At 61.5% G+C, this 26,915-nt stretch carries 23 protein-coding genes and 1 pseudogene; 11 read left to right on the top strand and 13 right to left on the bottom strand.

Going from position 1 to position 26,915, the window contains the following annotated elements:
• Positions 1–111 precede the first annotated feature (111 nt).
• Complete coding sequence (locus PRZ03_RS08640) at positions 112–1,470, top strand: methyl-accepting chemotaxis protein (protein WP_273599937.1); 1,359 nt, start codon at positions 112–114, stop codon at positions 1,468–1,470.
• A 142-nt stretch (positions 1,471–1,612) separates the two neighbouring features.
• Here PRZ03_RS08640 and PRZ03_RS08635 read toward each other — a convergent pair whose 3' ends face one another.
• The 6 genes from PRZ03_RS08635 to PRZ03_RS08610 form a co-directional block, all read right to left on the bottom strand.
• Positions 1,613–2,347 carry an amino acid ABC transporter ATP-binding protein gene (locus PRZ03_RS08635; protein WP_263533790.1) on the bottom strand — a complete coding sequence of 245 codons (735 nt, stop codon included), beginning with the start codon at positions 2,345–2,347 and terminating at the stop codon, positions 1,613–1,615.
• 22 nt (positions 2,348–2,369) lie between these two features.
• Positions 2,370–3,035, bottom strand: a complete 666-nt coding sequence (locus tag PRZ03_RS08630) for an amino acid ABC transporter permease (RefSeq protein ID WP_263533789.1) — start codon at positions 3,033–3,035, stop codon at positions 2,370–2,372.
• Positions 3,035–3,778 (bottom strand): amino acid ABC transporter permease, encoded by a 744-nt coding sequence (locus tag PRZ03_RS08625; RefSeq protein ID WP_273599936.1) that lies wholly within the window; start codon positions 3,776–3,778, stop codon positions 3,035–3,037. Before PRZ03_RS08625 ends, PRZ03_RS08630 begins: the two co-directional genes overlap by 1 nt.
• Positions 3,779–3,871: 93 nt before the next feature.
• Entirely contained in the window at positions 3,872–4,768 is an 897-nt protein-coding gene (locus PRZ03_RS08620; RefSeq protein ID WP_273599935.1) for an amino acid ABC transporter substrate-binding protein, read from the bottom strand.
• A gap of 117 nt (positions 4,769–4,885) precedes the next feature.
• Entirely contained in the window at positions 4,886–5,797 is a 912-nt protein-coding gene (locus PRZ03_RS08615) for a LysR substrate-binding domain-containing protein (RefSeq protein WP_273599934.1), read from the bottom strand.
• Between the two features lie 18 nt (positions 5,798–5,815).
• A complete protein-coding gene (locus PRZ03_RS08610; protein ID WP_273599933.1) occupies positions 5,816–7,690 on the bottom strand; it encodes an ABCB family ABC transporter ATP-binding protein/permease in 1,875 nt (624 codons plus the stop codon).
• Positions 7,691–7,751: 61 nt separating this feature from the next.
• Here PRZ03_RS08610 and PRZ03_RS08605 point away from each other — a divergent pair, with 61 nt between their 5' ends.
• Entirely contained in the window at positions 7,752–8,171 is a 420-nt protein-coding gene (locus tag PRZ03_RS08605) for an acyl-CoA thioesterase (RefSeq protein ID WP_263533784.1), read from the top strand.
• Here PRZ03_RS08605 and PRZ03_RS08600 read toward each other — a convergent pair.
• The 7 genes from PRZ03_RS08600 to PRZ03_RS08570 all read right to left on the bottom strand — a co-directional run bounded on the left by PRZ03_RS08600 (position 8,155) and on the right by PRZ03_RS08570 (position 16,357).
• The gene (locus PRZ03_RS08600; protein WP_263557162.1) at positions 8,155–8,919 is read right to left on the bottom strand and encodes an enoyl-CoA hydratase; all 765 of its coding nucleotides are present in this window, start codon (positions 8,917–8,919) and stop codon (positions 8,155–8,157) included. The genes PRZ03_RS08605 and PRZ03_RS08600 overlap by 17 nt on opposite strands.
• Before the next feature lie 50 nt (positions 8,920–8,969).
• On the bottom strand, positions 8,970–9,500 hold the full coding sequence (locus PRZ03_RS08595) for a DUF1569 domain-containing protein (RefSeq protein ID WP_273599930.1): 531 nt from the start codon (positions 9,498–9,500) through the stop codon (positions 8,970–8,972).
• 83 nt (positions 9,501–9,583) lie between these two features.
• Positions 9,584–10,798: an acetyl-CoA C-acyltransferase gene (locus tag PRZ03_RS08590; protein ID WP_273599928.1), complete on the bottom strand. Its 1,215-nt coding sequence runs from the start codon at positions 10,796–10,798 to the stop codon at positions 9,584–9,586.
• A gap of 75 nt (positions 10,799–10,873) precedes the next feature.
• A complete protein-coding gene (locus tag PRZ03_RS08585; protein WP_273599926.1) occupies positions 10,874–13,270 on the bottom strand; it encodes a 3-hydroxyacyl-CoA dehydrogenase/enoyl-CoA hydratase family protein in 2,397 nt (798 codons plus the stop codon).
• A gap of 45 nt (positions 13,271–13,315) precedes the next feature.
• A complete protein-coding gene (locus tag PRZ03_RS08580; protein ID WP_273599924.1) occupies positions 13,316–13,753 on the bottom strand; it encodes a DUF2147 domain-containing protein in 438 nt (145 codons plus the stop codon).
• Between the two features lie 53 nt (positions 13,754–13,806).
• Positions 13,807–15,597, bottom strand: a complete 1,791-nt coding sequence (locus tag PRZ03_RS08575; RefSeq protein ID WP_273599922.1) for an acyl-CoA dehydrogenase C-terminal domain-containing protein — start codon at positions 15,595–15,597, stop codon at positions 13,807–13,809.
• A gap of 28 nt (positions 15,598–15,625) precedes the next feature.
• On the bottom strand, positions 15,626–16,357 hold the full coding sequence (locus PRZ03_RS08570; RefSeq protein WP_273599920.1) for a TetR/AcrR family transcriptional regulator: 732 nt from the start codon (positions 16,355–16,357) through the stop codon (positions 15,626–15,628).
• A gap of 281 nt (positions 16,358–16,638) precedes the next feature.
• Here PRZ03_RS08570 and PRZ03_RS08565 point away from each other — a divergent pair, with 281 nt between their 5' ends.
• The 9 genes and pseudogenes from PRZ03_RS08565 (at position 16,639) to PRZ03_RS24070 (ending at position 26,894) form a co-directional block, all read left to right on the top strand.
• Positions 16,639–17,196 carry an HNH endonuclease gene (locus PRZ03_RS08565; protein ID WP_273599918.1) on the top strand — a complete coding sequence of 186 codons (558 nt, stop codon included), beginning with the start codon at positions 16,639–16,641 and terminating at the stop codon, positions 17,194–17,196.
• A gap of 100 nt (positions 17,197–17,296) precedes the next feature.
• The gene (locus tag PRZ03_RS08560; protein WP_273599916.1) at positions 17,297–17,821 is read left to right on the top strand and encodes an outer membrane lipoprotein; all 525 of its coding nucleotides are present in this window, start codon (positions 17,297–17,299) and stop codon (positions 17,819–17,821) included.
• A 422-nt stretch (positions 17,822–18,243) separates the two neighbouring features.
• A complete protein-coding gene (locus tag PRZ03_RS08555) occupies positions 18,244–18,744 on the top strand; it encodes a hypothetical protein (protein WP_273599914.1) in 501 nt (166 codons plus the stop codon).
• Positions 18,745–18,785: 41 nt separating this feature from the next.
• Positions 18,786–19,148, top strand: coding sequence for a response regulator (locus PRZ03_RS08550; RefSeq protein WP_273599912.1), 363 nt, complete (start codon positions 18,786–18,788; stop codon positions 19,146–19,148).
• A gap of 39 nt (positions 19,149–19,187) precedes the next feature.
• Positions 19,188–19,577: an STAS domain-containing protein gene (locus tag PRZ03_RS08545; RefSeq protein WP_273599910.1), complete on the top strand. Its 390-nt coding sequence runs from the start codon at positions 19,188–19,190 to the stop codon at positions 19,575–19,577.
• Positions 19,568–21,838: a chemotaxis protein CheA gene (locus tag PRZ03_RS08540; RefSeq protein WP_273599909.1), complete on the top strand. Its 2,271-nt coding sequence runs from the start codon at positions 19,568–19,570 to the stop codon at positions 21,836–21,838. Before PRZ03_RS08545 ends, PRZ03_RS08540 begins: the two co-directional genes overlap by 10 nt.
• An 18-nt stretch (positions 21,839–21,856) precedes the next feature.
• Complete coding sequence (locus tag PRZ03_RS23955; RefSeq protein ID WP_338109598.1) at positions 21,857–24,331, top strand: methyl-accepting chemotaxis protein; 2,475 nt, start codon at positions 21,857–21,859, stop codon at positions 24,329–24,331.
• Positions 24,332–24,404: 73 nt separating this feature from the next.
• A pseudogene (locus PRZ03_RS24075) lies at positions 24,405–25,364 on the top strand (MCP four helix bundle domain-containing protein); the annotation flags it as partial.
• A gap of 18 nt (positions 25,365–25,382) precedes the next feature.
• Positions 25,383–26,894 (top strand): methyl-accepting chemotaxis protein, encoded by a 1,512-nt coding sequence (locus PRZ03_RS24070; protein WP_409993948.1) that lies wholly within the window; start codon positions 25,383–25,385, stop codon positions 26,892–26,894.
• Positions 26,895–26,915: the final 21 nt, after the last annotated feature.

Genomic DNA, 26,915 nt, shown 5'->3' with positions numbered 1-26,915 from the left:
CAGTCAGTTGCTGCGTGCCCGGCCTTCGAGCCTATGCGAAAGACACAAGCGCTTTCGTGCCGGCTTGAGCGCCTCCGCCTCAGAAAGCAGAAGAAATCCAGGTCCACTGCCATGTCCGAACAATCGAAGCAAGCCCGTCGAAAATCGAATGCCCGCCCTGCTTGGCTGAGTTGGATGCTTGGCGCTGCCCGAGCTGGCTCCGAAGACCAGGCCCTGAGCCAAGGCCTGGCTGCCGCCGAGCGCGGGGACCTGTCCCACAATGCCCCCGCGCATCTACCCGGACTGAGCGCGCGCTTCAACGCGATGTGCACCTCCTTGTCGAGTCGGGTGGCGCAGATTCGCAGCAACGCCAGCATCGCCGCCATGGCCGGCTCCGAGTTGGCCCGGGGCACTCGCGATCTGGCCGAACGCACCGATCAACAGGCCAAAAATCTATCGCAAGCCGCGGCACAGATGGAGCATCTGGGCGGTCTTTTGGAGCGAAATGCCGAGTCGGCCCGCGAAGCCAACAAGGTCTCCACCGCCATGCGCCGGGTAGCCGAATCGGGGGAATCGTTGATGCAAGATGCCGTCTCCCAGGTGCGCAAGATCGAAGGCAGCTCGCGCGAGATGAGCGAAATCATCGCCGTGATCGACAGCATCGCTTTCCAAACCAATATCCTGGCCCTGAACGCTGCGGTCGAGGCGGCCAGGGCTGGCGAGCAAGGGCGCGGATTTGCCGTGGTGGCCAGCGAGGTGCGAAATCTAGCGCAGCGCAGCGCCGCTTCGGCGGCCGAGGTCAAGAAGCTGATTGCGCAATCGGCCGAACAGGTCGAGACCGGTGTGAAGCGGATTGAGCAAGTTGGGCAGGCGCTTGGCGAGATCGTGCTGGGCGTGCGTGAACTGGCGCAGCAGGTTGAAAACATTTCTGGGGGCAGCGAGGAGCAATGCAAGGAATTGGCTCAGATCGCCAGCGCGGTGAACGCGGCCGACGCCTTGACGCAGCGCAATGCCGAGATGGTCGGCGCTTCTGCACATGCAGCCCGCGAACTGGAACAAAGAACGGCCCTGCTCACCGGCGCGGTGCGCACCATTCGCTTGCGCCAGGGCGCCGCCGATGAAGCGAGAGCCCTGGTCGACAAGGCCTGCGCGCTGATCAAGCGCGCCGGCATGAGCAAGGCGGTGAACAGCTTTTTAGACCGCAACAGCGAGTTCTTCGATCGCGATATGTATATCTTTGTATTCAACCGTCAGGGCCTGTTCACCGCCTTCGGCCCCAACCCAGCGCTGACGGGCAAGCATTTGCGCGAGGTCCAAGGCTTGCAGTGGCAGCGTTTGCTGAAAGACGGCTTTGACTGCGTCGATCAGGGCGGCGGCTGGGTCGATTACCAAACCGTCAACCCCGCTTCCGGCGCGGTCAACGAGAAGATGTCATTCGTTCAAGGCTTGCCGGGCGATTTGCTGATCGGCTGCGGGGTCTACAAGGTCTAGTAAAGCCCGTCACAACTCGGGGCGATACCGATTCGTTCTGATCGCGAGATGGGTTGCAAGGCGCAGTCTATGAACTTCGCACCCATGTATAGAAGCGCCCCTGCTGAGCGCAAGCGACCAAGCAGGACCTGCGCCGCTGACTTCAATGCTGCAAGATCTTGTCCAAGAACTCCCGCGCCCGTGCCGAGCGCTGCTCGGGATGGCCGAAGAACTCTTCACGCTTGCAGTCCTCGACGATCTTGCCGGCATCCATGAAGATGACCCGGTGGCTGACCTTCTTGGCGAAGCCCATTTCATGGGTCACGCACATCATGGTCATGCCCTCTTCGGCCAGCTTGACCATCACGTCCAGCACCTCGCCGACCATCTCAGGATCGAGCGCCGAAGTCGGCTCGTCGAATAGCATCACGATCGGATCCATAGACAGCGCGCGCGCAATCGCGACGCGCTGCTGCTGGCCGCCGGAGAGTTGACCCGGGAACTTGTCCTTGTGCGCCGACAGGCCCACTCGGTCGAGCATCTTCAGACCGCGCACCTTGGCCTCGTCGGGCGTGCGGCCCAAGACCTTGATCTGAGCGATCGTCAGGTTCTCGGTCACGCTCAGGTGCGGGAACAACTCGAAATGCTGAAACACCATGCCAACGCGCGAGCGCAGCTTGGGCAAGTTGGTCTTGGGGTCGGCCAACGAGATGCCGTCGACGATGATGTCGCCCTTCTGGAACGGCTCCAGGGCATTGACGGTCTTGATCAGCGTGGACTTACCCGAGCCGGACGGCCCGCACACCACCACGACTTCACCCTTTTTGATGCTGGTCGTGCAGTCGGTCAGCACTTGAAAGTTGCCGTACCACTTGTTGACGTTCTTGATATCGATCATTTGAAAAATCTCCTCTCCAGCATCAGCGGATGATGGCAATCTTCTTTTGCAGTCGGCGCACCAGCATCGACATACCAAAGCAGATGGCGAAGTAAACAGCGGCGGCGACCAGATAGGTCTCAATCGGACGGTTGAAGTTGCGCCCCGCCGTCTCAAAACCCTTCAGCAAGTCATAAGCACCGATGGCATAAACCAGCGAGGTGTCCTGGAACAAGATGATGGTCTGCGTGAGCAGCACCGGCAACATATTGCGGAAAGCCTGCGGCAAGACCACCAACTGCATGGTTTGCCCATAACTCATGCCAACTGCGTAGCCGGCGTAGGTTTGGCCCTTCGGTACGCTCTGAATGCCGGCCCGCATGATCTCGGCGTAATAAGCAGCCTCGAACAGCGTGAAAGTCACGATGGCGGAGATTTCGGCGCCGAGCGGCCGGCCGATCAAAAATGGGATCAGCAGGAAGAACCACAGAATCACCATCACCAGCGGAATGCTGCGCATCGTGTTGATATAAGCGGCCGCCGGCACCGCCAGCATTGGCTTGCCGGACAAACGCATCAAAGCCAAGACGGTGCCCAAAGCAATCCCGCCAACCATTGCGATCAAGGTCAACTGAATCGAGAAATAGAGGCCTTGCAGCACATAGCTGCCGACCACGCCCCAAGAGAGAAAAGCAAAGTCGAGATTCATTATTGGCTGCTCCCCACCATGCCGGGCACGCGCGCACGCAGCTCAATAAAGCGGGCGATCGCAAAGATCGCTATCGACGAGACGAAGTACAGCCCCGTCACCGCCAGGTAGATCTCGATGCCTTTGGAGGTTTCCTCCTGCGCCTGGCGGGCAAACATGATCAGCTCGGGCACCGACACAGCAAACGCAACCGCCGAGTTCTTGACGATGCCCATGGCTTCACTGGTCAGCGGTGGGATCACGATGCGCAAGGCCACCGGCAGCAAAACATAACGGTAGGTTTGCGGCAGCGTCATGCCGACCGCCAAACCGGCGTAGGTTTGGCCCTTGGGCAGGCTTTGAATGCCGGCCTTGACCTGCTCGGAGATGCGCGCCGAGGTGAAAAACCCCAGGCCCAACACCACCAACAAAAAGCTTGGGATCTGCTTCATCACCGGCAGCAACTCGGGCACGACGAAGTACCAAAGAAACACCTGCACCAGCACCGGGATGTTGCGAAACAACTCGGTCCATGCGTCGCCCAGCAAGACCAGTCGCTTGTTTGGCGTGGTGCGCAGAATGCCCATCAGCACGCCAAAAAAGAGCGCCAAAATCAGCGCCAAACCTGACACCGACAAGGTCCATCCCCAGGCCGACATCATCCAATCCAGATAGGTGATTGCGCCGCCACTGCCAAAGCAGCGCGGCACATCCGCCTGATCTATGGTGTCCCTGCAGAACACCTGCCAATCCCAAGTTGCCAAGGCAGCTCTCCTGTCGAATAAAACACAAGGCCGCCCGAGCGCTTGCCGGGCGGCCTTTTTTGCTTGTGGTCAGCGTACTAAAGCGCTAACGACTTACTTCTTGGCGTAGTCCTCGGCCGGCTTGTCGTTAGGGTTCGCCCAAGCGTGCTTGGTGTTTTCGTTGGGAGCCATGCCGACCTTGGTGTTGGTCGGAGGAATCGGCTGCTCGAACCATTTGTTCCAAGTCTTGGCGATGTCACCGGACTTCATCTGCGCCTTGATGCTGTCGTCCACCGCCTTCTTGAAGGCCGGGTCATCCTTGCGGATCATGATGGCGATGGGTTCGACCGAGAGCACTTCTCCGACCACCTTGAAGTCGGCTGGTGCCTTGGACTTGGCCACCAGGCCAGCCAAAATTGCGCCATCCATTACGAAGGCATCGGCACGGCCCGACTCCAGCAGCAAGAAGCTGTCTGCATGGTCCTTGCCGAAGACTTCCTTGAAGTCAACGCCGGTGGCGCGCTCGTTCTTGCGCAGCGTCTGCACCGAGGTGGTCCCGGTTGTCGTCGCAACATTGCGGCCATTCAATTGCGCAATCGCGCTGATACCGGAGTTGGCCTTCACAAGGATACGAACCTCCTCGACAAAGGTTGTGACCGCGAAGGACACATCTTTTTGCCGTGTCGCGTTATTGGTGGTGGAACCGCACTCGATATCGACTGTGCCGTTCTGGACCAAAGGGATGCGGTTTTGCGAAGTTACCGGCTGGTACTTGACGGCCATCGCGCTCATGCCCAATTGCTTGCGGACATCGCGCAACACGTTCTCGCAGATCTCGACGTGATAGCCAACGAACTTGCCATCACCCAAGGTGTAAGACAAAGCACCCGAGGACTCACGCACACCCATGGTGACGCTGCCGCTGTCCTTGATTTTCTTCAAGGTATCTTCAGCCTGGGCCATGCCTGCGACGGCAGCCAGGGCCAGGACGAGCAATGTCTTCTTGGTCATAAACACTCCGGAATGAATGAGGGATTCAATGTAAATCTCAGGCCTCATCTTAGGGGCTAGGCCGCCCCGGTGAGACCTGTGTCGAATACGTGTTTTCACGCATGTACGCCTGACGCACTATTCGGTCAAAAATTTCCACAAGGCTTGGGCCGCTGGCTTGCTGCGCCGGGTGAGCTCGGGACGCTCACGGTAGATGCGCAACTCCATGGTCAGCTCAAACTCCCCAGCAGCGGCAGCCCGCACCAGATTCTTGGCGGCCAGCTCCTTTTTGACCGAACTGGCAGGCAAAAAGGTCAGGCCATGCCCTTCCAGCGCCATCGCCTTCAGCCCCTCGGCCATATCGGTTTCGTAAATGGCATCAAGGTTGAGCGGCACGGTCGAGGCCTTGGCGATCAACTCGACCAAGCGACCCAGGTAAGCGCCCGAGGCATAGCTGAGGAATGGAATCTTCTGCCCGGGCCGGCCGGGCAGGCGAAACATCGGCTCGCCGCCGGCATCGGCCTTGGCATAGGCGGCCAGCGTCTCTTGCCCCAGCGAGGCCATCTGATAACGCTCAGGGTCCAGTTGCAAGGGCTGGCTGGCATGGTGATAGACGATCAAGAGATCGCAATTGCCCTCGCTCAGCTGCAGCATCGCGTCATGCACATTGAGCGCGTTGAGTCGGCATTTGAGCGCCCCGAAACGCTGGCGCAGATCCATCAGCCAATGCGGGAAGAAGCTGAAGGCGAGCGAATGCGGCACGGCAAACTCGATCATGTCCTGACCGGCTGACTGATGGCTGCGCAGCATATTGCGCGTCGCCTGCAGATTGCTCAGGATCTCAACCGCTTGGCCGAGCAGGGTCTCACCGGCCCCAGTCAAACGCGTTGGGTAGGAGGAGCGATCCACCAGGTCCACCCCCGCCCAAGCCTCCAGCGCCTGGATACGGCGCGAGAACGCCGGTTGGGTCACATGCCGAACTTGGGCGGAGCGCGAAAAGCTGCGCGTCTCGGCCAAGCTGACGAAATCTTCAAGCCATTTGGTTTCCACGTGCTCAGTGTATCTGGCCTATTCGGACTGCTCGGCCTGCCCGGACTGCTCGGCAGGCGGCGCAGCCAACACCTGCTCACCGCCGCTTTGCTGCAAGCGCCACATCCGAGCGTAAGTGCCTTGCTGCGCCAGCAATGCTTCATGATGGCCGCGCTCGACAATACGCCCCGCCTCCAGGACCAGAATTTCATGCGCATCGACCACCGTGGACAGGCGGTGCGCAATGACCAGCACGGTTTTGTCTTGCGCTGCAGCTTCCAGCTCCGCTTGAATGGCGCGCTCGTTGCTTGAGTCCAAGGCCGAAGTGGCCTCGTCAAAGATCAGCAGCGGCGGGTTCTTCAGCAGCGTGCGGGCGATCGCGACTCGTTGCTTCTCGCCGCCGCTGAGCTTGAGCCCACGCTCACCCACCATGGTGGCATAGCCATTGGGCATGGAACTGATGAAGTTGTGGATATGCGCTGCACGCGCCGCCGCCTCGACCTCCGCTTGGCTCGCACCGGGCCGGCCGTAAGCGATGTTGTAAGCCACAGTGTCATTGAACAAGACCGTGTCCTGCGGCACGATGCCAATCGAGCGGCGCAAGCTGCTTTGGGTCACCTTGCGCAACTCTTGCCCGTCGATGGTGATGCGGCCGGCGTCAATGTCATAAAAGCGATAGAGCAGGCGTGCCAGCGTACTCTTGCCCGAGCCGCTCGGCCCCACCACGGCGACCTTCTTGCCGGCCGGAATCTCGAAGCTGACGTCGTGCAGAATCGGCCGCGCCTTGTCATAAGAAAAGCTGACCGACTCGAAACGCACCGCCGCGCCACTGACTGCTAACTCCGCAGCCCCAGGCACATCGGCAACTTCACGCTCGCGCTCCAAGAGGCCAAACATCTTGTCCAAGTCGGTCAGGCTCTGCTTGATCTCGCGGTAGATCACGCCGAGAAAATTCAGGGGAATGTAGAGCTGGATCATGAAAGCATTGACCATCACCAAGTCACCCAGGCTCATCGTGCCGGACACCACCCCGACCGTGGCACGCCACAGCATCAAAACCAAGGCGGTGGCGATGATCAGTTGCTGGCCGGTATTGAGCAGTGACAAGGTCGACTGCGCTTTCAGCTGCGCGCGGCGCAGCTTCTCCAGGCTTTCGTCATAGCGGCGTGTTTCGAAGTCTTCGTTATTAAAGTATTTGACCGTCTCGTAATTCAGCAAGGCGTCGATCGCCCGGCTGTGTGCGACCGAGTCCAGCTCATTGAGCTGCTTGCGGAACTTGGTGCGCCACTCGGTCACGATGATGGTGAAGCTGATGTAGAGCGCCAAAGCCGCCAGCGTGATGTAGGCAAACCAAGCGTCGAACTTGACCGCCAGCAGCGTCAGCACCAGCGTCACCTCGATCAGCGTGGGCACGATGCTGTAGAGCGAATAGGAGATCAGCGAATGCACAGCGCGGGTGCCACGCTCGATGTCACGCGTCATGCCGCCGGTCTGGCGCTCCAGATGGAAGCGCAGACTGAGTGCGTGCAAATGACGGAATACTTGCAAGGAGATGCTGCGCGCCGTGCCCTCCGTCGCCTTGGCGAAGATCAGCTCGCGCAGCTCGGTGAACAGCGAAGTCATCAAGCGCAGCGCGCCGTAAGCAACCAGCAGACCCAAGGGCACCACCGCAACACTGGCGGCCGAGCCAGGTTTGATGGCCAGGTTGTCGACCAGCGACTTCAAGAGCAGCGGCACTGCCACATTGCTCAGCTTGGCAAACAGCATAAAGCTCAGCGCAAAACCGACGCGCCAGCGATAGCGCCACAAATAGGGCAAGAGCTTGTTGATCGTGGCCCAGTCGCTGCGCGGGGCGGCCGGCAGCGCAGCGGTGTTGCCGCCTGAATGGGGAGGAAGTGCGGGGCTACTTCGCATGTGTTGTTTTAATTCTTGAGCTGTGGCCGAGAATGGCAAGGCAATTCTCTCAGGAACCACCATGACCGATACGAGCACCCCAGCAAGCCCCGAGGCAACAAGCCCCTACCCGCGTGAATTGGTCTTGCGCGTGATGCCCATGCCGGCCGACGCCAATCACAACGGCGATGTTTTTGGCGGCTGGATCATGGCGCAGGTGGACATTGCCGGCTCGGTCTTACCGGCCCGACTGTCCAAAGGGCGCGTAGCGACCGTGGCGGTGAAGGAGTTCTTGTTCAAGCAGCCGGTGTCGATCGGCGACTTGCTGTCCTTCTATTCACAAATCGTGCGCGTCGGGCGCACCTCGATCACCGTGCAGGTCGAGGTCATGGCCGAGCGCAACCCGGCCAATCCAGAAGTGGTCAAGGTGACCGAGGCGCAGCTGACCTTTGTTGCGATCGACAACACGGGCAAGCCGCGTCAGTTCAATCAAACTTCGTGAAGTCCGGCTGGCGCTTTTGGAAGAAGGCCTGAAAGGCCTCCATCGCCTCGGGTGAACGCAGGCGGGCGCCAAAAATCTCGGCCTCGACCTTGATCGTCTCGATCACCTGCGCGGCGCTGTGCCGGCGCATCAGGCGCTTGCTCTCGCGCACCGCACTCGGCGCCAAGGCATTGAAGCGCTCGGCCACGCGGCGCGCATAAGCCACCACTTCGCCGGCAGCCAGCACGCCATTGGCGATGCCGCACTCGACCGCATCGGCGCCAGTGAAGGGGTCGCCGAGCAATAACTTTTCGGCCGCCTTGGCGTGACCCATCAAGCTGGGCACGATCAGGCTGGAACCAAACTCGGGCACCAGGCCCAGGCCCACAAAAGGCATGGCCAGGCGCGAATCGTCGGCCACATAGACAAAGTCGCAATGCAAGAGCATGGTGGTGCCGATGCCGATCGCCGCGCCGTTGACGGCCGCGATGACGGGCTTTTCGCAACCCAGCAGCGCGCGCATGAACTGGAACACCGGCGCGTCTTCATCGCGTGGCGGGCTGCTCATGAAGTCTTCGATGTCATTGCCCGAGGTGAAGACCGTGGGCTGACCCTGGATCAAGACCGCGCGCACCGTCTTGTCGGTGTTGGCAGCGATCAGCGCATCGGCCATCTCCTGGTACATCACGCGGGTCAAGGCATTTTTCTTTTCGGGGCGGGCGATTTCAATCGTGGCCACACCGTTGACGACGGCAGTTTTGATGCTCATGGGGCAGTCTCCAATTTCTTCAAATTTCGGGGCGATTGTGACGCAAGCGCTCAGGATGCACGGCCGAGTTGTTGCCAATGATTGGCCAAATGCATTAGGTGTGCGCGCTCATATTCTTCGCGGCTCAGCGGGCCATAGGCGAAATGCGGCGCCAAGGGCCCCTTGTGCGCCGCAAATGCATCCATCGCATCGAGCAGGCGCTGCACCGAAAACTTCAGGCTGCGCTCGACGTCCAGCGCCGGCGCGCCGGGAATCGGCTCGTCCAGGCTGTGCGACATCTTGCCGCGGGCGTTGAACAAGGCCCAGGCCGCAGCACCCACGCTGGAGCGGAACCAAGCCGGTTTCAGCTCGGGGAATCCGCTGATGGAGAACTCGATGCTTTGCGCCAGATGCTGCAGCAGCTGCGCCAAGGTCCAGGCGTTGTCTTGCACTTTGGGCGGGCTGAACAGCAACTCGAACACCGCCTTGCGCGCCTGTTTCCAGGTCGCGAAGGCGGGGCTCAAGTCGCCCTGACAGCCGACGAGCAGAGCCGGCCCAGCCAGCAAGGCCGCGCCGCGTAAAACCGTTCGCCGGGTCGTCATCTCACAAGAAAGCGCCGGGCCGTCCCAAGCTTTCTTGCGCCCCCTCGGGGGGTGGGCGACGTATGGCGTCGACCTGGGGGCTCTCACAATCGCTCGATGATGCCGGCAGCACCTTGGCCGGCACCGACGCACATCGTCACCATGCCGTACTTCTGGCCGGTGCGGCGCAGGCCGTGGATCACCGAGGCGGCACGGATGGCGCCGGTGGCGCCCAGCGGGTGACCCAGGGCGATCGCGCCGCCGTTCGGGTTCACCTTGCTGCGGTCCAGCACGATGCCCTTGCTGTCGAGGTCGTTCAAGACGGCCAGCGACTGTGCGGCAAAGGCTTCGTTCAACTCGATCCAGCCCAGGTCTTGCGCCTTCAGGCCGGCCAGCTTCAAGGCGGCAGGAATCGCCTCGATCGGACCAATGCCCATGATCTCGGGCGGCACGCCGCGCACCGCGAAGCTAACGAAGCGAGCCAGCGGTGTCAGGCCGAAGCGCTTGACCGCCGCTTCAGACGCGACGATCAAGGCGCCGGAACCGTCCGAAGTTTGCGAGCTGTTGCCCGCCGTGACCGAACCCTTGGCGGCGAACACTGCGCGCAGCTTGGCCAGGCCTTCCAGCGTGGTGTCGCGACGTGGGCCTTCGTCGGTGTCGACCATGCGGCGACGCTCGTTGATCGAGCCGTCCAGCAGATTGGGCAGGCGCTCGATGATCTCGAACGGCGTCATCTCGTCCTTGAAGGCGCCAGATTCGATCGCGGCCAAGGCACGCAGATGCGATTGCAGCGCAAATTCGTCTTGCGCTTCGCGGCTGATCTTCCACTGCTGCGCGACCTTCTCGGCCGTCAGGCCCATGCCGTAGGCGAGGCCCAGGTTTTCGTCACGCTCGAAGATGGCGGGCGACAAGGAAGGCTTGTAGCCACCCATAGGCACCATGCTCATCGACTCGACGCCAGCGGCGATCATCACCTCGGCCTCACCGATGCGGATGCGATCGGCGGCCATTTGCAAGGCAGTGATGCCCGATGCGCAGTAGCGATTGACGGTCACGCCGCCGACCGTATTGGGCAGACCGGCCAGCACCGCGCCAACACGGGCGATATTCATGCCCTGCTCGCCTTCGGGGAAGGAGCAGCCGACGATGGCATCCTCGATGGCGGACGGATCGAGCCCCGGCACTTGTGCCAAGGCGGCTTGAATGACGCGCGCCAGCATTTCGTCCGGACGGGTGTTTTTGTAATAGCCCCGGCCCGACTTGCCGATAGGCAGACGGGTGGCGGCGCAGATATACGCTTCTTGAACTTGCTTGCTCATGATGTTCTTTCCTCTTGATCAGTTGGTGACAGAGCTACTCGCGAGTACGCTCGGGCGGTCTGTCACTCAAGGCTATTAGTTACGTACTGGCTTACCAGTCTGCAGCATGCCCATGATTCGTTCCTGAGTTTTTGGGTGCTCAAGCAGCGAGCAGAAATGCTTGCGCTCCAGCGACATCAAATACTCCTCGGACACCAGCGAGCCGGCCTCGACCGCGCCGCCGCAGACCACATCGGCGATCAGGCTGGCGAGGTAGAAGTCATGCGCACTGATGAAGCCACCGTCACGCATATTGGCCAACTGACCCTTGATGGTGGCGATGCCGGAGCGGCCCGCGACCGGGAACAGCGCCCGCAGCGGCGCGCGGTAGCCGGACTCAGCCATCGCCTTGACTTGCGCCGTGGCGACATGCAACAACTCGTCCTTGTTCGGCACGATCACATCGCTGTCGAGCAAGAAACCGTTCTTGCGTGCTTCCAATGCCGAGGTCGCGACCTTGGCCGTGGCGGCGGTCGTGAAGCCGTCTTTCAAGAAGGCGAAGATGTCGGCATTGGCATTGCCGGCCGCTGCCATCTCGGCCGCACGGCGAGCGATATAGGTCAGGCCGCCGGCGCCGGGGATGAGCCCAACGCCAACTTCGACCAGACCGACATAACTCTCCATATGCGCGACACGGCGTGCGCAATGCACAGCCAACTCGCAGCCGCCGCCCAACGCCAGGCCGCGCATCGCGGCCACCACCGGCACGCTCGCATAGCGGATGCGCAGCATCGCGTCTTGCAGCTTCTTCTCTTCCGGAGCGATGCCCTTGGCGCCCGACTTCATGAAGACAGGCATCAGCGCTTCGAGGTTGGCGCCGGCCGAGAACACGTCATCCGGCGACCAGATCACCAAGCCCTTGTAAGAGCCTTCAGCGATCTCGACCGCCTTCAGCAGGCCTTCGGTCACGGTCGGGCTGATCAGGTGCAGCTTGGCGGTGATCGAAGCGATCACAACCTCGTTGTCCAAGGTCCAGACACGCAGCTCTTCGTTCTTGAACAGCTCGGTACCGGCCTTCAATGCGTCAACAGAACCTTCGCCGAACAAGGCCTCGGGGAAGGCTTGACGCTGATACACCGGCAACTCGGTGCGGGGCTTGAATTTACCCTCGGCCGCACTCCAGGAACCGGCGGCGCTGTGCACGCCGCCGTTGTCGGCCACTGGGCCGGTGAAGACCCAGGCTGGCAAAGCCGCGCTGGACAAGGTCTTGCCGGCGGCGATGTCTTCAGCCACCCAGTCAGCCACTTGCTTCCAGCCAGCTTGTTGCCAGAGCTCGAACGGGCCTTGGCTAGAGCCGAAGCCCCAGCGCATTGCAAAGTCGATCTCGCGCGCGGTGTCGGCCACGGTGTCCAGATGCACGGCGCAGTAATGGAAACTGTCGCGCAGGATGGCCCACAGGAACTGGGCCTGTGGATTGGTCGATTCGCGCAGCAGCTTGATGCGGTCGGCGGCCGGCTTCTTGAGCATGCGAGCGACGATCTCGTCGGCCTTTTTGCCGCCGGCCACGTATTCGCCAGTGGCCGTGTCCAGACGCATGATGTCTTTGCCGACCTTTTTGTAGAAACCGGCGCCGGTCTTCTGACCCAGGGCGCCCTTCTCGATCAGACCGGCCAACACGGCCGGCGTTGCATAGGTCGAATAGAAGGGGTCATCCTTCAGATTCTCTTGCATGGTCTTGACGACATGAGCCATCGTGTCAAGGCCCACCACGTCCGCCGTGCGGAAGGTGCCGCTGGAGGCGCGACCGAGCTTCTTGCCGGTCAAGTCATCGACCAGATCAACGCTCAAGCCGAACTTCTCGGCTTCGATCATCGTGGCCATCATGCCGGCGATACCGACCCGGTTAGCGACGAAGTTAGGTGTGTCATTGGCGCGCACAACGCCCTTGCCCAGGCCCGAAGTCACGAAGGATTCCAGCTGATCGATCACCGCCGGCAATGTCGTCGGCGTGTTGATCAACTCAACCAAGTACATATAGCGCGGTGGGTTGAAGAAATGGATGCCGCAAAAACGCGGCTTGATTTCTTCCGGCAGCGCTTCGGCCAGCTTGGTGATCGACAGGCCCGAGGTGTTGGACGCGACGATGGCATGGACGGCAACAAAGGGAGCAATCTTCTTGTAGAGATCAAGCTTCCAGTCCATGCGCTCGGCAATCGCCTCGATGATCAGGTCGCACTCGCCCAGCAGAGCCAGATGCTCTTCGTAGTTAGCGGCCTGGATCAGCGCGGCGTCTTCGACCACGCCCAGCGGCGCGGGCTTGAGTTTCTTCAGGCCCTCGATGGCCTTGGTGACGATGCCATTCTTGGCACCTTCTTTGGCCGGCAGATCAAACAGGATCACCGGGACTTTGAGGTTGACCAGATGGGCAGCGATTTGCGCGCCCATCACGCCAGCGCCGAGCACGGCGACTTTACGAACTTGAAAACGACTCACGTTGCTTTTCCTTAAATGTATTGAGACAAGCCAGGGGGCTCAGCTTTACTCGACCCGTACCCATTCGCGGGTCTGGAATAGAAAACCGATATAGCCACGAACCTTCAGCGTCTTGCCGCCTTCCGCCAACTGAATGCGCATCTTCTTGTAGACCTTGCCTTCGTCGGGCTTGACGATTTCGCTGCCGTTCCAGACAGACTTATCGTCATCGTCCTGCTTGGCACCGTGGAAAATCACCATGCCCAGAATGGGCTGATCCTTGCGCTCACCCTCGCATTTGTCGCACTTGGCATTCTGGCGGGCTGGATCAAAAATCTTCTCGATCTTGCCCTGATAGACCCCGCCCACCTCGCTCACACGTACCAGCGACTTCTCGGTCTTGCCATCATCGTCGAAGGTCTTCCACAGTCCCGCCGGCGTGGCCTGTGCCACCGCGAGATTGGCAACGAGACTCAAAACAGCAGCAGCAATCAGTGATTTCATGGTGTCTCCAATGGTTTCTTGAACTCAAAAGGGGCTTGTTAGGCCTTGGCGAATCAGAACAACTCTTCTTCCATTTCCATCAAGGAAGGCAGGCCGGCGCGCGCGGTGCGAATCAGCATTGCCGTCTCGGGCAGCAGCTTCGCAAAATAGAAGCGCGCTGTCGAGAGCTTGGCGGTATAGAACTTGTCGCCACTGCCTTGTTTTTCCAAAGCCACCTTGGCCATGCGGGCCCAGAAGTAGGCAAAAGTCAGGTGACCCACGACGCGCAGATAGTCCACCGCTGCGGCGCCGACTTCATCCGGGTTGGCGAATGCCTTCATGCCGATTTCGGTCGTCAGCTTGGTGACCTTGTCGCCCAAGTCGGCCAAGGGGTTGATGAACTCCTGCATCGCCTCGTTGGTGCCCTCGGCTTCAACAAAAGCGGCAATCTTGGCGCCGAACTTGCGCAGCTTGGCGCCGTTATCGCCCAGCACCTTGCGACCCAGCAGGTCCAGCGACTGGATGGTGTTGGTGCCCTCGTACAGCATATTAATGCGCGAGTCGCGCACGAACTGCTCCATGCCCCACTCGTGGATATAGCCGTGGCCGCCGAACACCTGCATGCAATTCGAGGTGGCGATCCAGCCGTTGTCGGTGATGAAGGCCTTGATGATGGGCGTCAGCAGCGAGACTTCGGCCTCGGCTTCCTTGCGCTCGTCTTCATCGTCCGAGCTGATCGCGCGGTCCAGCGTCATGGCCACATAGATGGCCAGCGCACGGCCGCCTTCGGCGTAGGCACGCGCGGTCAGCAGCATCTTGCGCACATCGGGGTGCACGATGATGGAGTCGGCCGCCTTCTCGGGCGACTTTGGCCCGCTCAGCGCGCGCATCTGGATGCGATCCTTGGCGTAGGCGGCGGCAGTTTGATAAGCCACCTCGGTCAGTCCGAGTGACTGGTTACCCACACCGAGGCGGGCCGCGTTCATCATCACGAACATCGCCGCCAAGCCCTTGTTGGGCTGACCGACCAAGGTGCCGACCGCGTCTTCCAAGACCATCTGACAGGTGGAGTTGGCGTGGATGCCCATCTTGTGCTCAAGGCCGGCGCAGAAGATACCGTTGCGGGCACCGATGCTGCCATCGGCATTGACCAAAAACTTGGGCACGATGAAGAGCGAAATGCCTTTGGAGCCTTCCGGCGCGTCGGGTAGTCGAGCCAGGACCAAGTGGACGATGTTCTCGACCATGTCATGTTCGCCGGCCGAGATAAAAATCTTGGCGCCGCTGATCTTGTATGTGCCATCCGCTTGCGGCTGGGCCTTGCTGCGCAGCATGCCCAAATCGGTGCCGCAATGCGGCTCGGTCAGGCACATGGTGCCGGTCCACTCACCGCTGGTCAGCTTAGGCAGATAGATCGCCTTTTGCTCGGGCGTGCCATGGGCATGCAAGCATTCGTAGGCGCCGTGACTCAGACCCGGGTACATGGTCCAGGCCTGGTTGGCCGAGTTCATCATCTCGTAGAAAGACTGATTGACCACCAGCGGCAGGCCTTGGCCGCCGTACTCGGGGTCACAACCCAGCGCCGGCCAGCCGCCCTCGACATACTTGGCATAGGCTTCCTTGAAGCCCTTGGGCGGGGTCACCTCATGGGTGGCCTTGTCCAGTTTGCAACCCTCGGAGTCACCACTCAGGTTCAGCGGTGCCAGCACCTCAGCGGCGAACTTGCCGCCCTCTTCCAGTACCGCGTTGATGGTGTCGGCGTCGATGTCGGCATGCGCCGGCAGCATTTTGAGCTCGTCGACCACGTTCAGCACTTCGTGCATCACAAATTGCATGTCGCGCAGTGGGGGGTTGTAGATCGGCATGTCTTACTCCAGGTTGAAACTAGTGAGATCAGGCGCGCTTCTTGGGTGCGACCCGAGGTTTGGCTGATTTGGATTTGGGCTTGGTCTGCTCGTCAACTTGCAGACCCAGCGGCGTGGCATAAAACTGAATCGTGCGCTCGAAGCCCAGGCCGGCACGGCTCACGGCGCCGGGGTTGCGCATGAAACGGGCATCGTGATGCAGGGACAAAATCAGCCCATGCAGCTCGAACAAGATTTGGTAGACGTCGGCGTCAGCGTGCAAATGGCCGGCCTCTTGCGCCAGCACGATCGCCTTGTGCAGCGCGCCATGCCAGTCACGCACCATCGCGACCAAGGCGTCGCGCACCGGGCCGGGCCGGTCGTCAAATTCGACCGCGCCGCTGATATAGATGCAGCCCGAATCGACTTCGACCGAGACGCGGCGCACCCAGCGCTCATACAAAGCGCGCAGGCGCGGCAGGCCACGCTCCTCACGGATGGCGGTGAAGAACACCTCCTCCTCGAACTTGGCGTGATATTCCTTCACCACCGCGATCTGCAGTTCTTCGCGGGAGCCGAAGTGGGCGAACACGCCCGACTTGCTCATCTTGGTCACATCGGCCAGGGCGCCAATCGACAAGCCCTCCAGCCCCATATGCGAGGCCAGCCCCAAGGCCGCCTCCAGAATGATGGCGCGGGTGTGCATGCCTTTTTGCAGCGAACGCACCACCCGCGCAGGCTTGAGCCCAGGCTCAGCGGCCGAGTCAGGCGAGGTGTTCATGGGTGCAAAAGCAGACACAGGCAATGTTCTCGTGAAGTCAGGGTCGTCATAATAAAACGAACGATCGTTCTATTTTGCAGAAACTTGGAGAAGAACGCCTAACTATTTGCTGCAAATTTTTAGGGGCCGCCGCCTAGAAGTTCACGCGGCGCAATAGTTTCGGCAGTCTTCGTGACCGAGCTTTGACAGCGTGGCTTCGCATCCACCGATCAGCCCTCGCCCGCATTGCACTTGAGTCGGTGCGCGGTAATGAAGTACGCTCCGCTTAGGAGGTCATCGCCTTGGACGTGCTTCAACTGGATATTTCTGGTCGACCACAAGCTTGGATCACGACGCGTGAAGCGGCTGCGATCTACGCCAGCGACGGCGTGGCCTGGACCTTGGGCGACCCCTGCCAAGTGATGCGCGGCGGCCTGCAGCGCCGCACCGGCATGCAGTCACGCATCGAGGTCCACCCCATCATCGCGGTGCGCGGCAGCGTCCCCAGTCGGGCTTGGCGCCAGGCCCCGGCACTCTCGAATGCCAAGTTATTCGCACGGGACCGCTATATCTGCGCCTATTGCGGCCACAGCTTTCACGTCGATGCGCTGACTTGCGAACATATACAGCCCAGCTCGCGCGGCGGCTCCGACAGCTGGATGAATTGCATCACCGCCTGCCGGGGCTGCAACGGCCGCAAAGGCAGCCGCCTGCCCGAGGAGGCGCATATGAGCCTGCTCTATCTGCCCTATGTGCCGAGCTTGCATGAAGACATGATTCTGCGGGGCCGCCGTATCTTGGCCGATCAGATGGAGTTCTTGCTGGCCAGCGTGCCGCGGTCCAGTCGCTTGCATGGCTGACGCTCCGGTCTCTTTCGGATCCTGAACGACAATCTTCGTCTGTCAACGACGGCCGCTTGCGCCGCGTTGAGCGGAGTCAAGTTCCCTGGAGTACCGTCAGATGAAGAAATTCGCCCTTGTCACAGCCGGCCTGATCGCCTTGGCAGCATTGAGTGCTTGCTCGACCAGCAGCCCGGACGTGATCCAACGCCGCGACACCCAAAGCCTTTCGCAGGTGCTTGACGCCAGCGTCTTGTCGGTCCGCAATGTCACGGTCGAGGGTTCGCAAAGCGGTGGCGGCGCCGTCGCGGGCGGCGTGGTCGGCGGCATTGCCGGCGCCACGGTCGGCGGCCGGGTGGAGGGCCAGATCATTGGCGTGCTGGGCGCTGTCGCAGGCGCCATGATTGGCAATGCCATCGAACGCAATGGCACGCAGGAGCAAGCGGTGGAGATCTTGCTGCAACTGCGCAACGGCGAGCGGCGTGCCGTCGTGCAAGCCAAGGGCGCCGACAGCTTCAAGCCCGGTGACGCAGTCATTTTGATCACCACCAGCGGCAAGACCCGTGTGACGCGGGCGCCCGAGTTGGCCGCCAGCGCCAACGCGAACTCCAGCGTGCCGCAAGCCGCGCCCGCCGCCAGCCACTGAGCCGGCACCCACCTCTCTCTGATCTTTGAAGGCCGCGCCCCGCGCTCCCAGCGGGGCGCGCCGCTGATCTGAAAATTTTTCGGCCGGCGCGGGATGCGCCGAGCCTGCCCGCCCTCAGGTGTTTTCGCCCACAGACTCAGGTGTGCGTCCGATTACCGCCGCTCGGCAACCCTTTTATAGTTCTGCGCTAAGGACGGTCCAATCTGTTTGGCCGTCTATTGGAGCCGTTCGCGCCTGCGGCGTTGCTGCGAGCACCACCGGCAGCGCGGGAACAGTTTTTTTGATTACATCCGCCGTATTGCTTGTTAAATTGATCACATTTCCTGGCTTCACCGGGAGTGCGCAGCGGTGAAACTAGCGAACTGATGCGGTGTTGTGCCAGCCGCAACGATAAGTCATGGTCTGTCCTTGAAAGGCAGTGAATGAGTCATAGCCCCGCAGCGGCAATGCATCCAGACCCGGCCGCCCATGGTGTGGCGCCGATGGCCGAGTACATCGCGCCCATCTGGGCACGTCAGTTGGAGGCGATTCAGGCCACGCTGCAGAGCGGCTCGGTCGAGTTGTTGAGCAACTTCGCCAGCATTTTTGAGCTGCAGGATCAGCTGCACAGCAAGTTCGCCGAACTCCCCCCCGACAGCGCACACACCGAAGCGCTGCAGCAAATCGACACCGACCTCCAAGCCCAGTGTGAACGCGCCTTGCACGGCCTGCAGTTCGCCGATCGCTTGTCCCAGATGGTCGACATCCTGCACAAAAACATCGAGCGCTTCAGCGCCGAGTTACCCCATATGAACACCGCTGGCGAGGCCGAGCGGCAGGCTTGGGCGGCCGCTTTCGAGGCCAGCTTCACGACCGAAGAGCAACACCTGTTCCACCACGGCAAGCCACCAGCGCCTCGGCAAGACAACGTCGAATTTTTTTGATTCCCCACTGCAAATTAGCAAGCACTAGAAGAGGACCCACCATGAGTAAAACCATTTTGGTCGTAGACGACTCCGGCAGCTTCCGCACCGTCGTGAAATTGGCGCTGATGAAAGCCGGCTACACCGTCATCGAGGCGGTCGATGGCAAAGACGCCTGCACCAAGCTTGACGGCAAGATCAACCTGATCGTCTGCGACGTCAATATGCCCAATATGGACGGCTTGGAATTCCTGCGCCATGTGAAGTCCATTGCCGCCTACAAGTTCACCCCGGTGATCATGCTGACGACCGAATCGCAAGAAGCCAAGAAGGCGGAAGGCCGCGCCGCCGGCGCCAAGGCCTGGATCACCAAGCCCTTCCAGCCCTCGCAACTGGTTGATGCGGTCAACAAGCTCTGCGTGTAAGCACTGCCAGCCTTGTGTTGAATTCAAGCGGAGCAAGCCATGTCGGACTCGAATGACGATCAAGCGGCCGATATAGCCGCCACTGCCCTGCCACACAGCTTGGACCTGGGCCCGGAGCTGACCATTGCGCAAGCGGCCGACACCCATGGCCTGCTGCTGGAAACCCTGAGCCGGCTGGATGGGCGCAACCTCAGCCTCGACCTCAGCGGTGTCAGCGATTTCGACAGCTCTGCCGTGCAGTTGCTGCTGGCCACGCAGCGCAGCATGCAAGAGCGCGAGCGGCAGTTGACGCTGCTGGCGCCGAGTGCCGTGGTCCTGGCCGCGCTGCGCTGCTACGGCCTGGGTGCCGACTTGAAGAACCTGAGGCCTTCGACCAGCGCAGAGCTGGGCGCAGGCGGCACCGCTAGCGAGGAGCTCCCATGTCAATGACCGACGACGATGCCGAGATTCTGGCCATTGCCAGGGCCGGCTTTCTGGACGAGGCGCAAGAAATGCTGCGCCAGTTCGAAGAAGGCCTGCTGGTGCTGGAGAACAACCCGGATGATTCGGAGAGCCTTAACTCGGCCTTCCGCGCCGCCCACACCATCAAGGGCACAGCCGGCATGTTCGGCTGCGACGCGGTGGTCACCTTCACCCATGAAGCAGAGACCTTGCTGGAGGCCTTGCGCTCCAACCAGCGCCAGCTGGACGGCGATGTCGTCGCCGCGCTGCTGGAAAGCCGCGACCAAATCGAACTGCTGCTGGGCGAAGTGCAAAGCGGCGAGAGCGACCCGGCCGTGGCCGCCAGCAGCGCCGCCCTGGCCAGCCGCTTGCGTGCACTCTTGGGCGCACCCGAAGCCACCGCCCCGCCTGCCGCAATTGCCGAAGCGCCTGTAGCCCCTGCTGCCGCAACTGCAGCGGCGCAAGCCCAGCAGTACTGGCATTTGTCACTGCGCTTTTTTGCGGACGCGCTGCGCAATGGCCTGGACCCCTTGTCCTTCTTGCGCTACCTGGCCACCCTCGGCGAGGTGAAGGCGATCACTGCCCTGACGGAGACCTTGCCCGCCTTGGAGGCACTCGACGCCGAGGCCTGCTATCTGGGCTTTGAGCTGCGCTTTGAAAGCCCCGCTAGCCTGGAAGACATCTCCCGCGTCTTTGAGTTCGCGGCCGAAGACAGCAGCATCCAGATCCTGCCGCCCGACGCCGCCCCGGCCGCTTTTGAGACCCTCGCCACGCTGCGCTGCGGCGACGACGCCGAGGCGCGTGCCGTCCTGTTCGACTGCTGGCGCGCGATGGGCATGCATTTCGATCTGCGCGTCGAAGTGGTGGGCACGCCGGCCAGCGAAGAAGCACCCGTTTTGGTGCCCCATATCGAGCGCCGCGCCGCACCCGCTGAAGGGGCGCAAAGAAAAGTCAGCGACCGCCGCAGCGGTGAAGGTGAGCGCCGCGAAGGGGGCCGCGACCGCCGTGCCGGCGATGAAACCCGCTTTGTGCGCGTGCGTGCCGACAAGCTCGATAAATTGATCGACCTGATCGGCGAGTTGGTAATTGCCGGCTCCGGCGCGCAAATGATTGCCCACCAGGAAGGCGCCGAGGTCTTGCTGGAAGCGACCCAGCGCGTGATGGACCTGGTGCAAGAAACCCGCGACGGCACCTTGGCTCTGCGCATGGTGCCGATTGGCGAAACCTTTGCGCGCTTCCAGCGCGTTGTGCGCGATGTCTCCAAGCAACTCGGCAAAGAAGTCGATCTGGTCGTCAGCGGTGGTGACACCGAGATGGACAAGTCCATGGTGGACTCGATTGCCGATCCGCTGATGCACCTGGTGCGCAACAGCATGGACCATGGCCTGGAAACCTTCGATGAGCGCTTGGCCACCGGCAAGCCCGCCGCCGGCCGCTTGGCACTGAACGCCTATCACGAGGCCGGCGCGGTCGTGATCGAGGTCAGCGACGATGGGCGCGGCCTGGCGCGTGATCGCATCCTGAAAAAAGCGGTCGAGCGGGAGCTGATTGCACCGGGCCAGGTGCTGTCCGACCACGAGGTTTGGCAGCTGATCTTCCAGCCCGGCTTCTCCACCGCCGAACAAGTCACCGATCTCTCAGGGCGCGGCGTCGGCATGGACGTGGTCAAGCGCAGCATTGAGTCGCTGCGCGGCACCATCACGCTGAGCAGCACGGCCGGCCACGGCACCTTGACGCAGATCCGGCTGCCGCTGACGCTTGCGATGATCGACGGCTTCTTGACCATGGTCGGTGGCGTCAACTATGTACTGCCACTGGCGGCGGTGTCCGAGTGCATCGATGTGCCGGCCGAATGCGCCAAGCAGAACGGGCGCGTCAGCGGCACGTTTGACCTGCGCGGCGAAATCCTGCCCTGGCTGGATCTGGCCCGCTTTTACGGCATCAGCGCAAGCGGCCATGAGGCCGAACATGGCCGTCGCCGCAGCGTGGTGGTGGTGCGCGACGGGCCGACCCGCGTTGGCCTGATCGTTGACCGCTTGCTGGGCGAGCACCAGACCGTCATCAAGCCGCTGTCGGGCATCTTCCAGCACCTCAAAGCGCTGGCGGGTTCGACCATTCTGGGCTCGGGCGAGGTCGCACTCTTGTTGGATGTATCGGGGCTGTTCGCGGCCGCCATCAGGGGCGGCCAGCGCCATGGCGCGGGTGCCGTTCAGGCAAGTACACCCGCTCTGCCGGACAAGCAACGCTAACTGTCGCAAGGAAGCATCATGGTGTTGAAGAATATGAAGGTCGGCCAAAGACTGGGCCTGGCATTTGCCTTGGTACTGGCGCTTTTTGCCGCCACTGCCGTCTGGGCCTTGCGTGATTTGGCCGCCGCCAACCATGCCCTCGAGCATGTGATCGATGAGAACTTCAGCCGCATGGTGGAGCTCAATTCAATGTCGGAACAAGGCCATGTCGAGCAGCGCCTCGTGCGCAGCATGATTCTGTACACCGACAGCGATGCCATCGCCGGCGAGCGCAAGAAGATCATGGAGGCGCGCAAGCTCTTCGATCAAGCGCAGCAGGCACTGGCCAAGAATTCGACCCGCGATGAAGACAAGCAGGTCCTGGAACTGGCCAGCGCCCAGGCCGCCAAGGCGCGCGGCCTGGTAGACCAGGTCATAGACCTCGCCACACTGAACAAGGACGAGGACGCCACCAAGCTGCTGCTGCAACAGGCAAGCCCGGCCGGCAAGGCTTTGCAAGCCACCGTCGACAAGGCCGTCAAGCTGCAGGTCGATGACGCCCGCGCCGATGCAGAAGACTCTGCCAAAGAATATGCCTCGACCCGAACTTTGCTGATCGGCTTGACCCTGGCGTCCTTTGTCATCGCCATCGGCGCCGCCTGGGCGGTCACGCGCAGCATCACGCAGCCGCTGGTTCGGGCCATCAAGACCGCTTCCGCCGTGGGCCAGGGCGACTTGAACAACGATATTCCGACCGACGGCCAAGACGAACCGGGCCGGCTGCTGGCTTCACTGGCCGTTATGCAAGACCAGCTGCGTGCCCGCAATGAGCGCGACGCGCTGCAGCTGGCCGAAAACGGCCGCATCAAGCAAGCGCTGGATGTGTGCTCCACCAATGTGATGATTGCCGACACCGAGCTCAACATCGTCTATATGAACCGCTCGGTCACGCAGATGATGCAGGCCAACGAGGCGGAGCTGAAAAAGTCATTGCCCAACTTCAACTCCAGGCAGTTGATAGGCACCAATATCGACGGCTTCCACAAAAACCCCGGTCACCAGCGCGGCATGCTGGCCAAGTTGCAGAGCGAATACAAAACCCAAATCCAGGTCTCCAAGCTGGACTTCAGCCTGATGGCCAACCCCATCATCGACGCCTCCGGCCAGCGCCTGGGCACGGTGGTGGAATGGCGTGACATCACGCAAGAGCTGGCCGCCCGCCAGGCAGAACAAGCGCTGGCAGCCGAGAACGCCCGCATCAAGCAAGCACTCGATGTGGCGGCCATGCCGGTGCGGATCTCCGCAGCGGACGGCACCATCGTTTACGTCAACGATGCGCTGATGACGGTGCTGCGTCGCGATGAAGCTGCCTTCCGCAGCGAGCTGCCCGGCTTTGACGTGAACCGCGTCTTGGGCGGCTCGATCGGCATGTTCTACCGCGACTCGGCTGCCGCCATCGAGCGCCTGACAAACCTGCGCGAAACCGCCTACAGCTCGATGCTGCTGGGCGGCCGCAACTACGACATCACCACCTCACCGATTCGCGACGCCGAAGGCAAAACTGTAGGCACCGTGGGCCAATGGTTGGACCGCACCGACCAACTCGCAGCCGAGGCCGAGTTCGACAGCCTGACCAGCGCCGCCACCAGCGGCGACCTAAGCCAGCGCATCGCACTCGATGGCAAGCAAGGCTTCTTCCGTCAGATCGGCGAGAAGTTCAACGGCTTGATAGCCACGATCAGCAGCACCATCCAGGAAGTGCGCACCTCGGCAGATCAGCTGGGCGGCGCCTCGGATCAGGTCTCGCAGACCTCGCAAAGCCTGTCGCATTCGGCCTCGCAGCAAGCCGCCAGCGTTGAAGAAACCACGGCCTCGCTGCAAGAGATGGCAGCTTCCGTGAAGCAAAACTCCGACAGCGCCAATATCACCGACGGCATGGCCACCAAGGCCGCGCGCGAGGCGATGGAAGGCGGGCAAGCGGTGAGCCAGACGGTGGATGCGATGAAGCAAATCGCCACCAAGATTTCCATCATTGATGACATCGCTTACCAGACCAATCTCTTGGCGCTGAACGCGGCGATCGAAGCGGCCAGAGCGGGTGAGCATGGCAAGGGCTTTGCCGTGGTGGCGGCCGAGGTGCGCAAGCTGGCCGAGCGCAGCCAGGTGGCCGCGCAAGAGATCGGCACGCTGGCCAGCCACAGCGTGCAGCTGGCCGAGAAGGCCGGCACCCTGCTGACAAATATGGTGCCCTCGATCCAGAAGACCTCAGAGCTGGTGCAGGAAATTGCGGCCGCCTCCGGCGAGCAGTCGCAAGGTGTGACGCAGATCAACGGCGCGATGAATCACCTCTCCACCGCGACCCAGCAGACGGCCTCGGCCTCGGAAGAGTTGTCGGCCACCGCTGAGCAACTGTCCGCGCAGGCGGCGCAGTTGCAGGAGCAGATGGCCTTCTTCAAGCTGGCCGACGACACAGGCGGCAGCAGCAACACCAAGCGCAGACCAGGAACACGCTGAAACCCAATCCGAGCCAGGCCAAGTCGATCACTCCTGCTCATTCGTTCACAAGCACGGCACTGGAACAATACAAATGTCACTCTCAAATTTCAAAGTCGGACAAAGACTTGGCTTGGCTTTTGCACTTGTGCTGGCACTGCTTTTAGCCTGCGTCGGCCTGGGCCTGCATGAAGTCAGAGAAAGCAACAGGGCGCTGGAACACTTGGTCCACGATGTGCACCGCAAGACGGCCTTGGTCAACCATATGTCGGAGAGCGTGCACATCGTCCAGCGCGTCGCGCGCAGCATGATCTTGCTGACCGAGGCCAGCGCTATTGAACATGAGCGGGTCAAGATTGAGGAGGCCCGCAAAAAATACGATGCGGCACGAGCAGAGTTGGAGAAGCTGCCCTTCGATGAGGGTGGCAAAAAAGCCCTTGCCCACATTGGCGAGAAGGCTGCATTGGCCCGCCCCTTGACCAATCAAGTGATGGAGTTGGCGACCGGCAACAAGGACGCAGAAGCGACCAAGCTGCTGCTGGAGCAGGCCAGCCCAGCCGCCAAACTCTGGCAGGATGCGATTGACGAGTTCGTCTCCCTGCAAGACAAACGTGCGGCCGCCGATGTTGAACATTCAGACCAGGCCTATCAGTCGGCGCAGCGCCTCTTGATGGGCTTGGCCATCTTGGCCCTGGCTGTGGGTAGCGCCGCCGCCTGGCTGGTCACCCGCAGCATCACCAGGCCGCTGGGCCTGGCCATCAAGACCGCCAGCGCCATCGGCAAGGGTGACTTGAACAACCAGATCCCCAGCGACGGCCAAGACGAACCCGGTCAGGTCTTGGCCTCGCTGGCCGATATGCAGACCGAGCTGCGCAATCGCAACGACCGCGACGCCGCGCTGGCCGCTGAAACCGGCCGCATCAAGCAGGCACTCGATGTCTGCTCGACCAATGTGATGATTGCAGATGTGGACCTCAACATCATCTACATGAACCGCTCGGTCACACAGATGATGCAGGGCAACGAAGCCGAATTGAAGAAGGTGCTGCCCAACTTCAACTCTCGCCAGCTGATGGGCGCCAATATCGATGTCTTCCACAAGAACCCAGCCCATCAGCGCGGCATGCTGGCCAAGCTGCAGACCGAGTACAAGACGCAGATCAAGGTCTCCAGCCTGGACTTCGGCCTGATCGCCAACCCAATTGTTGATGCCGCCGGCAAGCGCTTAGGCACGGTGGTCGAGTGGCGCGACATGACCCAAGAGCTGCTCGCACGTGAGCGTGAGCTGGCCCTAGCGGCCGAGAACGCGCGCGTCAAACAAGCCCTAGACATCTGCTCCACCAATGTGATGATCGCCGACCCGGACGGCAACATCATCTACAACAACAGCTCGGTCGCGCAGATGATGCAGCGCAACGAGGCCGAGCTGCGCAAGGTCTTGCCGCAATTCAATGCGCGCGCCATCGTCGGCAGCAATTTCGACCAATTTCACCGTAACCCCTCGCATCAGCGCAATCTGCTGGGCAGCCTGAAGGGCGAGTACAAGACCGAAATCAAGGTCAGCAGCCTGACCTTCTCCTTGATTGCCAACCCGATCAACGACAGCCAAGGCCAGCGCCTGGGCACGGTGGTCGAATGGTCGGACCGCACGCTGGAAGTAGCGGTTGAAAACGAAATTGGTGGCATGGTTGACAAGGCCACACAGGGCGACTTCTCGCAGCGCGTGGCTCTCGAAGGCAAGGCCGCTTTCTTCAAAATGCTGGGCGAGAAGTTCAACTCGCTGGTCGAGACCGTCAGCAACACCATCCGCGAAGTGCGGGTGTCGGCCGACCAGCTGGGCGGCGCCTCGGATCAGGTCTCGCAGACCTCGCAAAGCCTGTCGCATTCGGCCTCGCAGCAAGCCGCCAGCGTCGAAGAAACCACCGCCTCACTGCAGGAAATGGCCGCCTCGGTGAAGCAAAACGCCGACAGTGCCAACCTCACCGACGGCATGGCCACCAAAGCGGCCAAGGAAGCGATCGAAGGCGGTCAAGCGGTCAGCCAGACCGTGGACGCAATGAAGCAAATCGCCACCAAGATTTCCATCATTGATGACATAGCTTACCAGACCAATCTGCTGGCCTTGAACGCGGCGATTGAAGCCGCCAGAGCCGGCGAGCATGGCAAGGGCTTTGCTGTTGTGGCGGCCGAGGTGCGCAAGCTGGCCGAGCGCAGCCAAGTGGCCGCGCAGGAGATCGGCACCCTCGCCGTCAACAGCGTCAAGCTGGCCGAAAAAGCCGGCACGCTGCTCACAAATATGGTGCCCTCGATCCAGAAGACCTCGGAGCTGGTGCAGGAAATATCGGCAGCGTCCAGCGAGCAGTCGCAAGGCGTGTCGCAGATCAATGGCGCGATGAATCATCTGTCCACCGCGACCCAGCAGACGGCCTCGGCCTCGGAAGAGTTGTCGGCCACCGCCGAGCAGTTGTCCGCGCAGGCTGCGCAGTTGCAAGAGCAGATGGCTTTCTTCAAGTTGGCCGAGGACTCGCGGGCGAGCCGCTCTGCCGCCAGCCAAAGCCACCGCCCATCGAGCGGCCAACGCTGAAGCCAGCCAAGACCCAGCACA

It is taken from the genome of Roseateles albus (assembly GCF_028595345.1).
Taxonomy (GTDB): Bacteria; Pseudomonadota; Gammaproteobacteria; order Burkholderiales; family Burkholderiaceae_C; genus Paucibacter_A; species Paucibacter_A albus.
This window is presented reverse-complemented; position numbering and strand designations above follow the sequence as displayed.

Coding starts and splice junctions, on each gene's coding strand:
- PRZ03_RS08600 (WP_263557162.1), bottom strand. CDS start 8,919: ATGAGCATCAAAACTGCCGTCGTCAACGGTGTGGCCACGATTGAAATC.
- PRZ03_RS08570 (WP_273599920.1), bottom strand. CDS start 16,357: ATGAACACCTCGCCTGACTCGGCCGCTGAGCCTGGGCTCAAGCCTGCG.
- PRZ03_RS08575 (WP_273599922.1), bottom strand. CDS start 15,597: ATGCCGATCTACAACCCCCCACTGCGCGACATGCAATTTGTGATGCAC.
- PRZ03_RS08590 (WP_273599928.1), bottom strand. CDS start 10,798: ATGAGCAAGCAAGTTCAAGAAGCGTATATCTGCGCCGCCACCCGTCTG.
- PRZ03_RS08605 (WP_263533784.1), top strand. CDS start 7,752: ATGACCGATACGAGCACCCCAGCAAGCCCCGAGGCAACAAGCCCCTAC.
- PRZ03_RS23955 (WP_338109598.1), top strand. CDS start 21,857: ATGGTGTTGAAGAATATGAAGGTCGGCCAAAGACTGGGCCTGGCATTT.
- PRZ03_RS08555 (WP_273599914.1), top strand. CDS start 18,244: ATGAGTCATAGCCCCGCAGCGGCAATGCATCCAGACCCGGCCGCCCAT.
- PRZ03_RS08540 (WP_273599909.1), top strand. CDS start 19,568: ATGTCAATGACCGACGACGATGCCGAGATTCTGGCCATTGCCAGGGCC.
- PRZ03_RS08620 (WP_273599935.1), bottom strand. CDS start 4,768: ATGACCAAGAAGACATTGCTCGTCCTGGCCCTGGCTGCCGTCGCAGGC.
- PRZ03_RS24070 (WP_409993948.1), top strand. CDS start 25,383: ATGGGCGCCAATATCGATGTCTTCCACAAGAACCCAGCCCATCAGCGC.
- PRZ03_RS08580 (WP_273599924.1), bottom strand. CDS start 13,753: ATGAAATCACTGATTGCTGCTGCTGTTTTGAGTCTCGTTGCCAATCTC.
- PRZ03_RS08560 (WP_273599916.1), top strand. CDS start 17,297: ATGAAGAAATTCGCCCTTGTCACAGCCGGCCTGATCGCCTTGGCAGCA.
- PRZ03_RS08635 (WP_263533790.1), bottom strand. CDS start 2,347: ATGATCGATATCAAGAACGTCAACAAGTGGTACGGCAACTTTCAAGTG.
- PRZ03_RS08630 (WP_263533789.1), bottom strand. CDS start 3,035: ATGAATCTCGACTTTGCTTTTCTCTCTTGGGGCGTGGTCGGCAGCTAT.
- PRZ03_RS08595 (WP_273599930.1), bottom strand. CDS start 9,500: ATGACGACCCGGCGAACGGTTTTACGCGGCGCGGCCTTGCTGGCTGGG.
- PRZ03_RS08610 (WP_273599933.1), bottom strand. CDS start 7,690: ATGCGAAGTAGCCCCGCACTTCCTCCCCATTCAGGCGGCAACACCGCT.
- PRZ03_RS08640 (WP_273599937.1), top strand. CDS start 112: ATGTCCGAACAATCGAAGCAAGCCCGTCGAAAATCGAATGCCCGCCCT.
- PRZ03_RS08550 (WP_273599912.1), top strand. CDS start 18,786: ATGAGTAAAACCATTTTGGTCGTAGACGACTCCGGCAGCTTCCGCACC.
- PRZ03_RS08545 (WP_273599910.1), top strand. CDS start 19,188: ATGTCGGACTCGAATGACGATCAAGCGGCCGATATAGCCGCCACTGCC.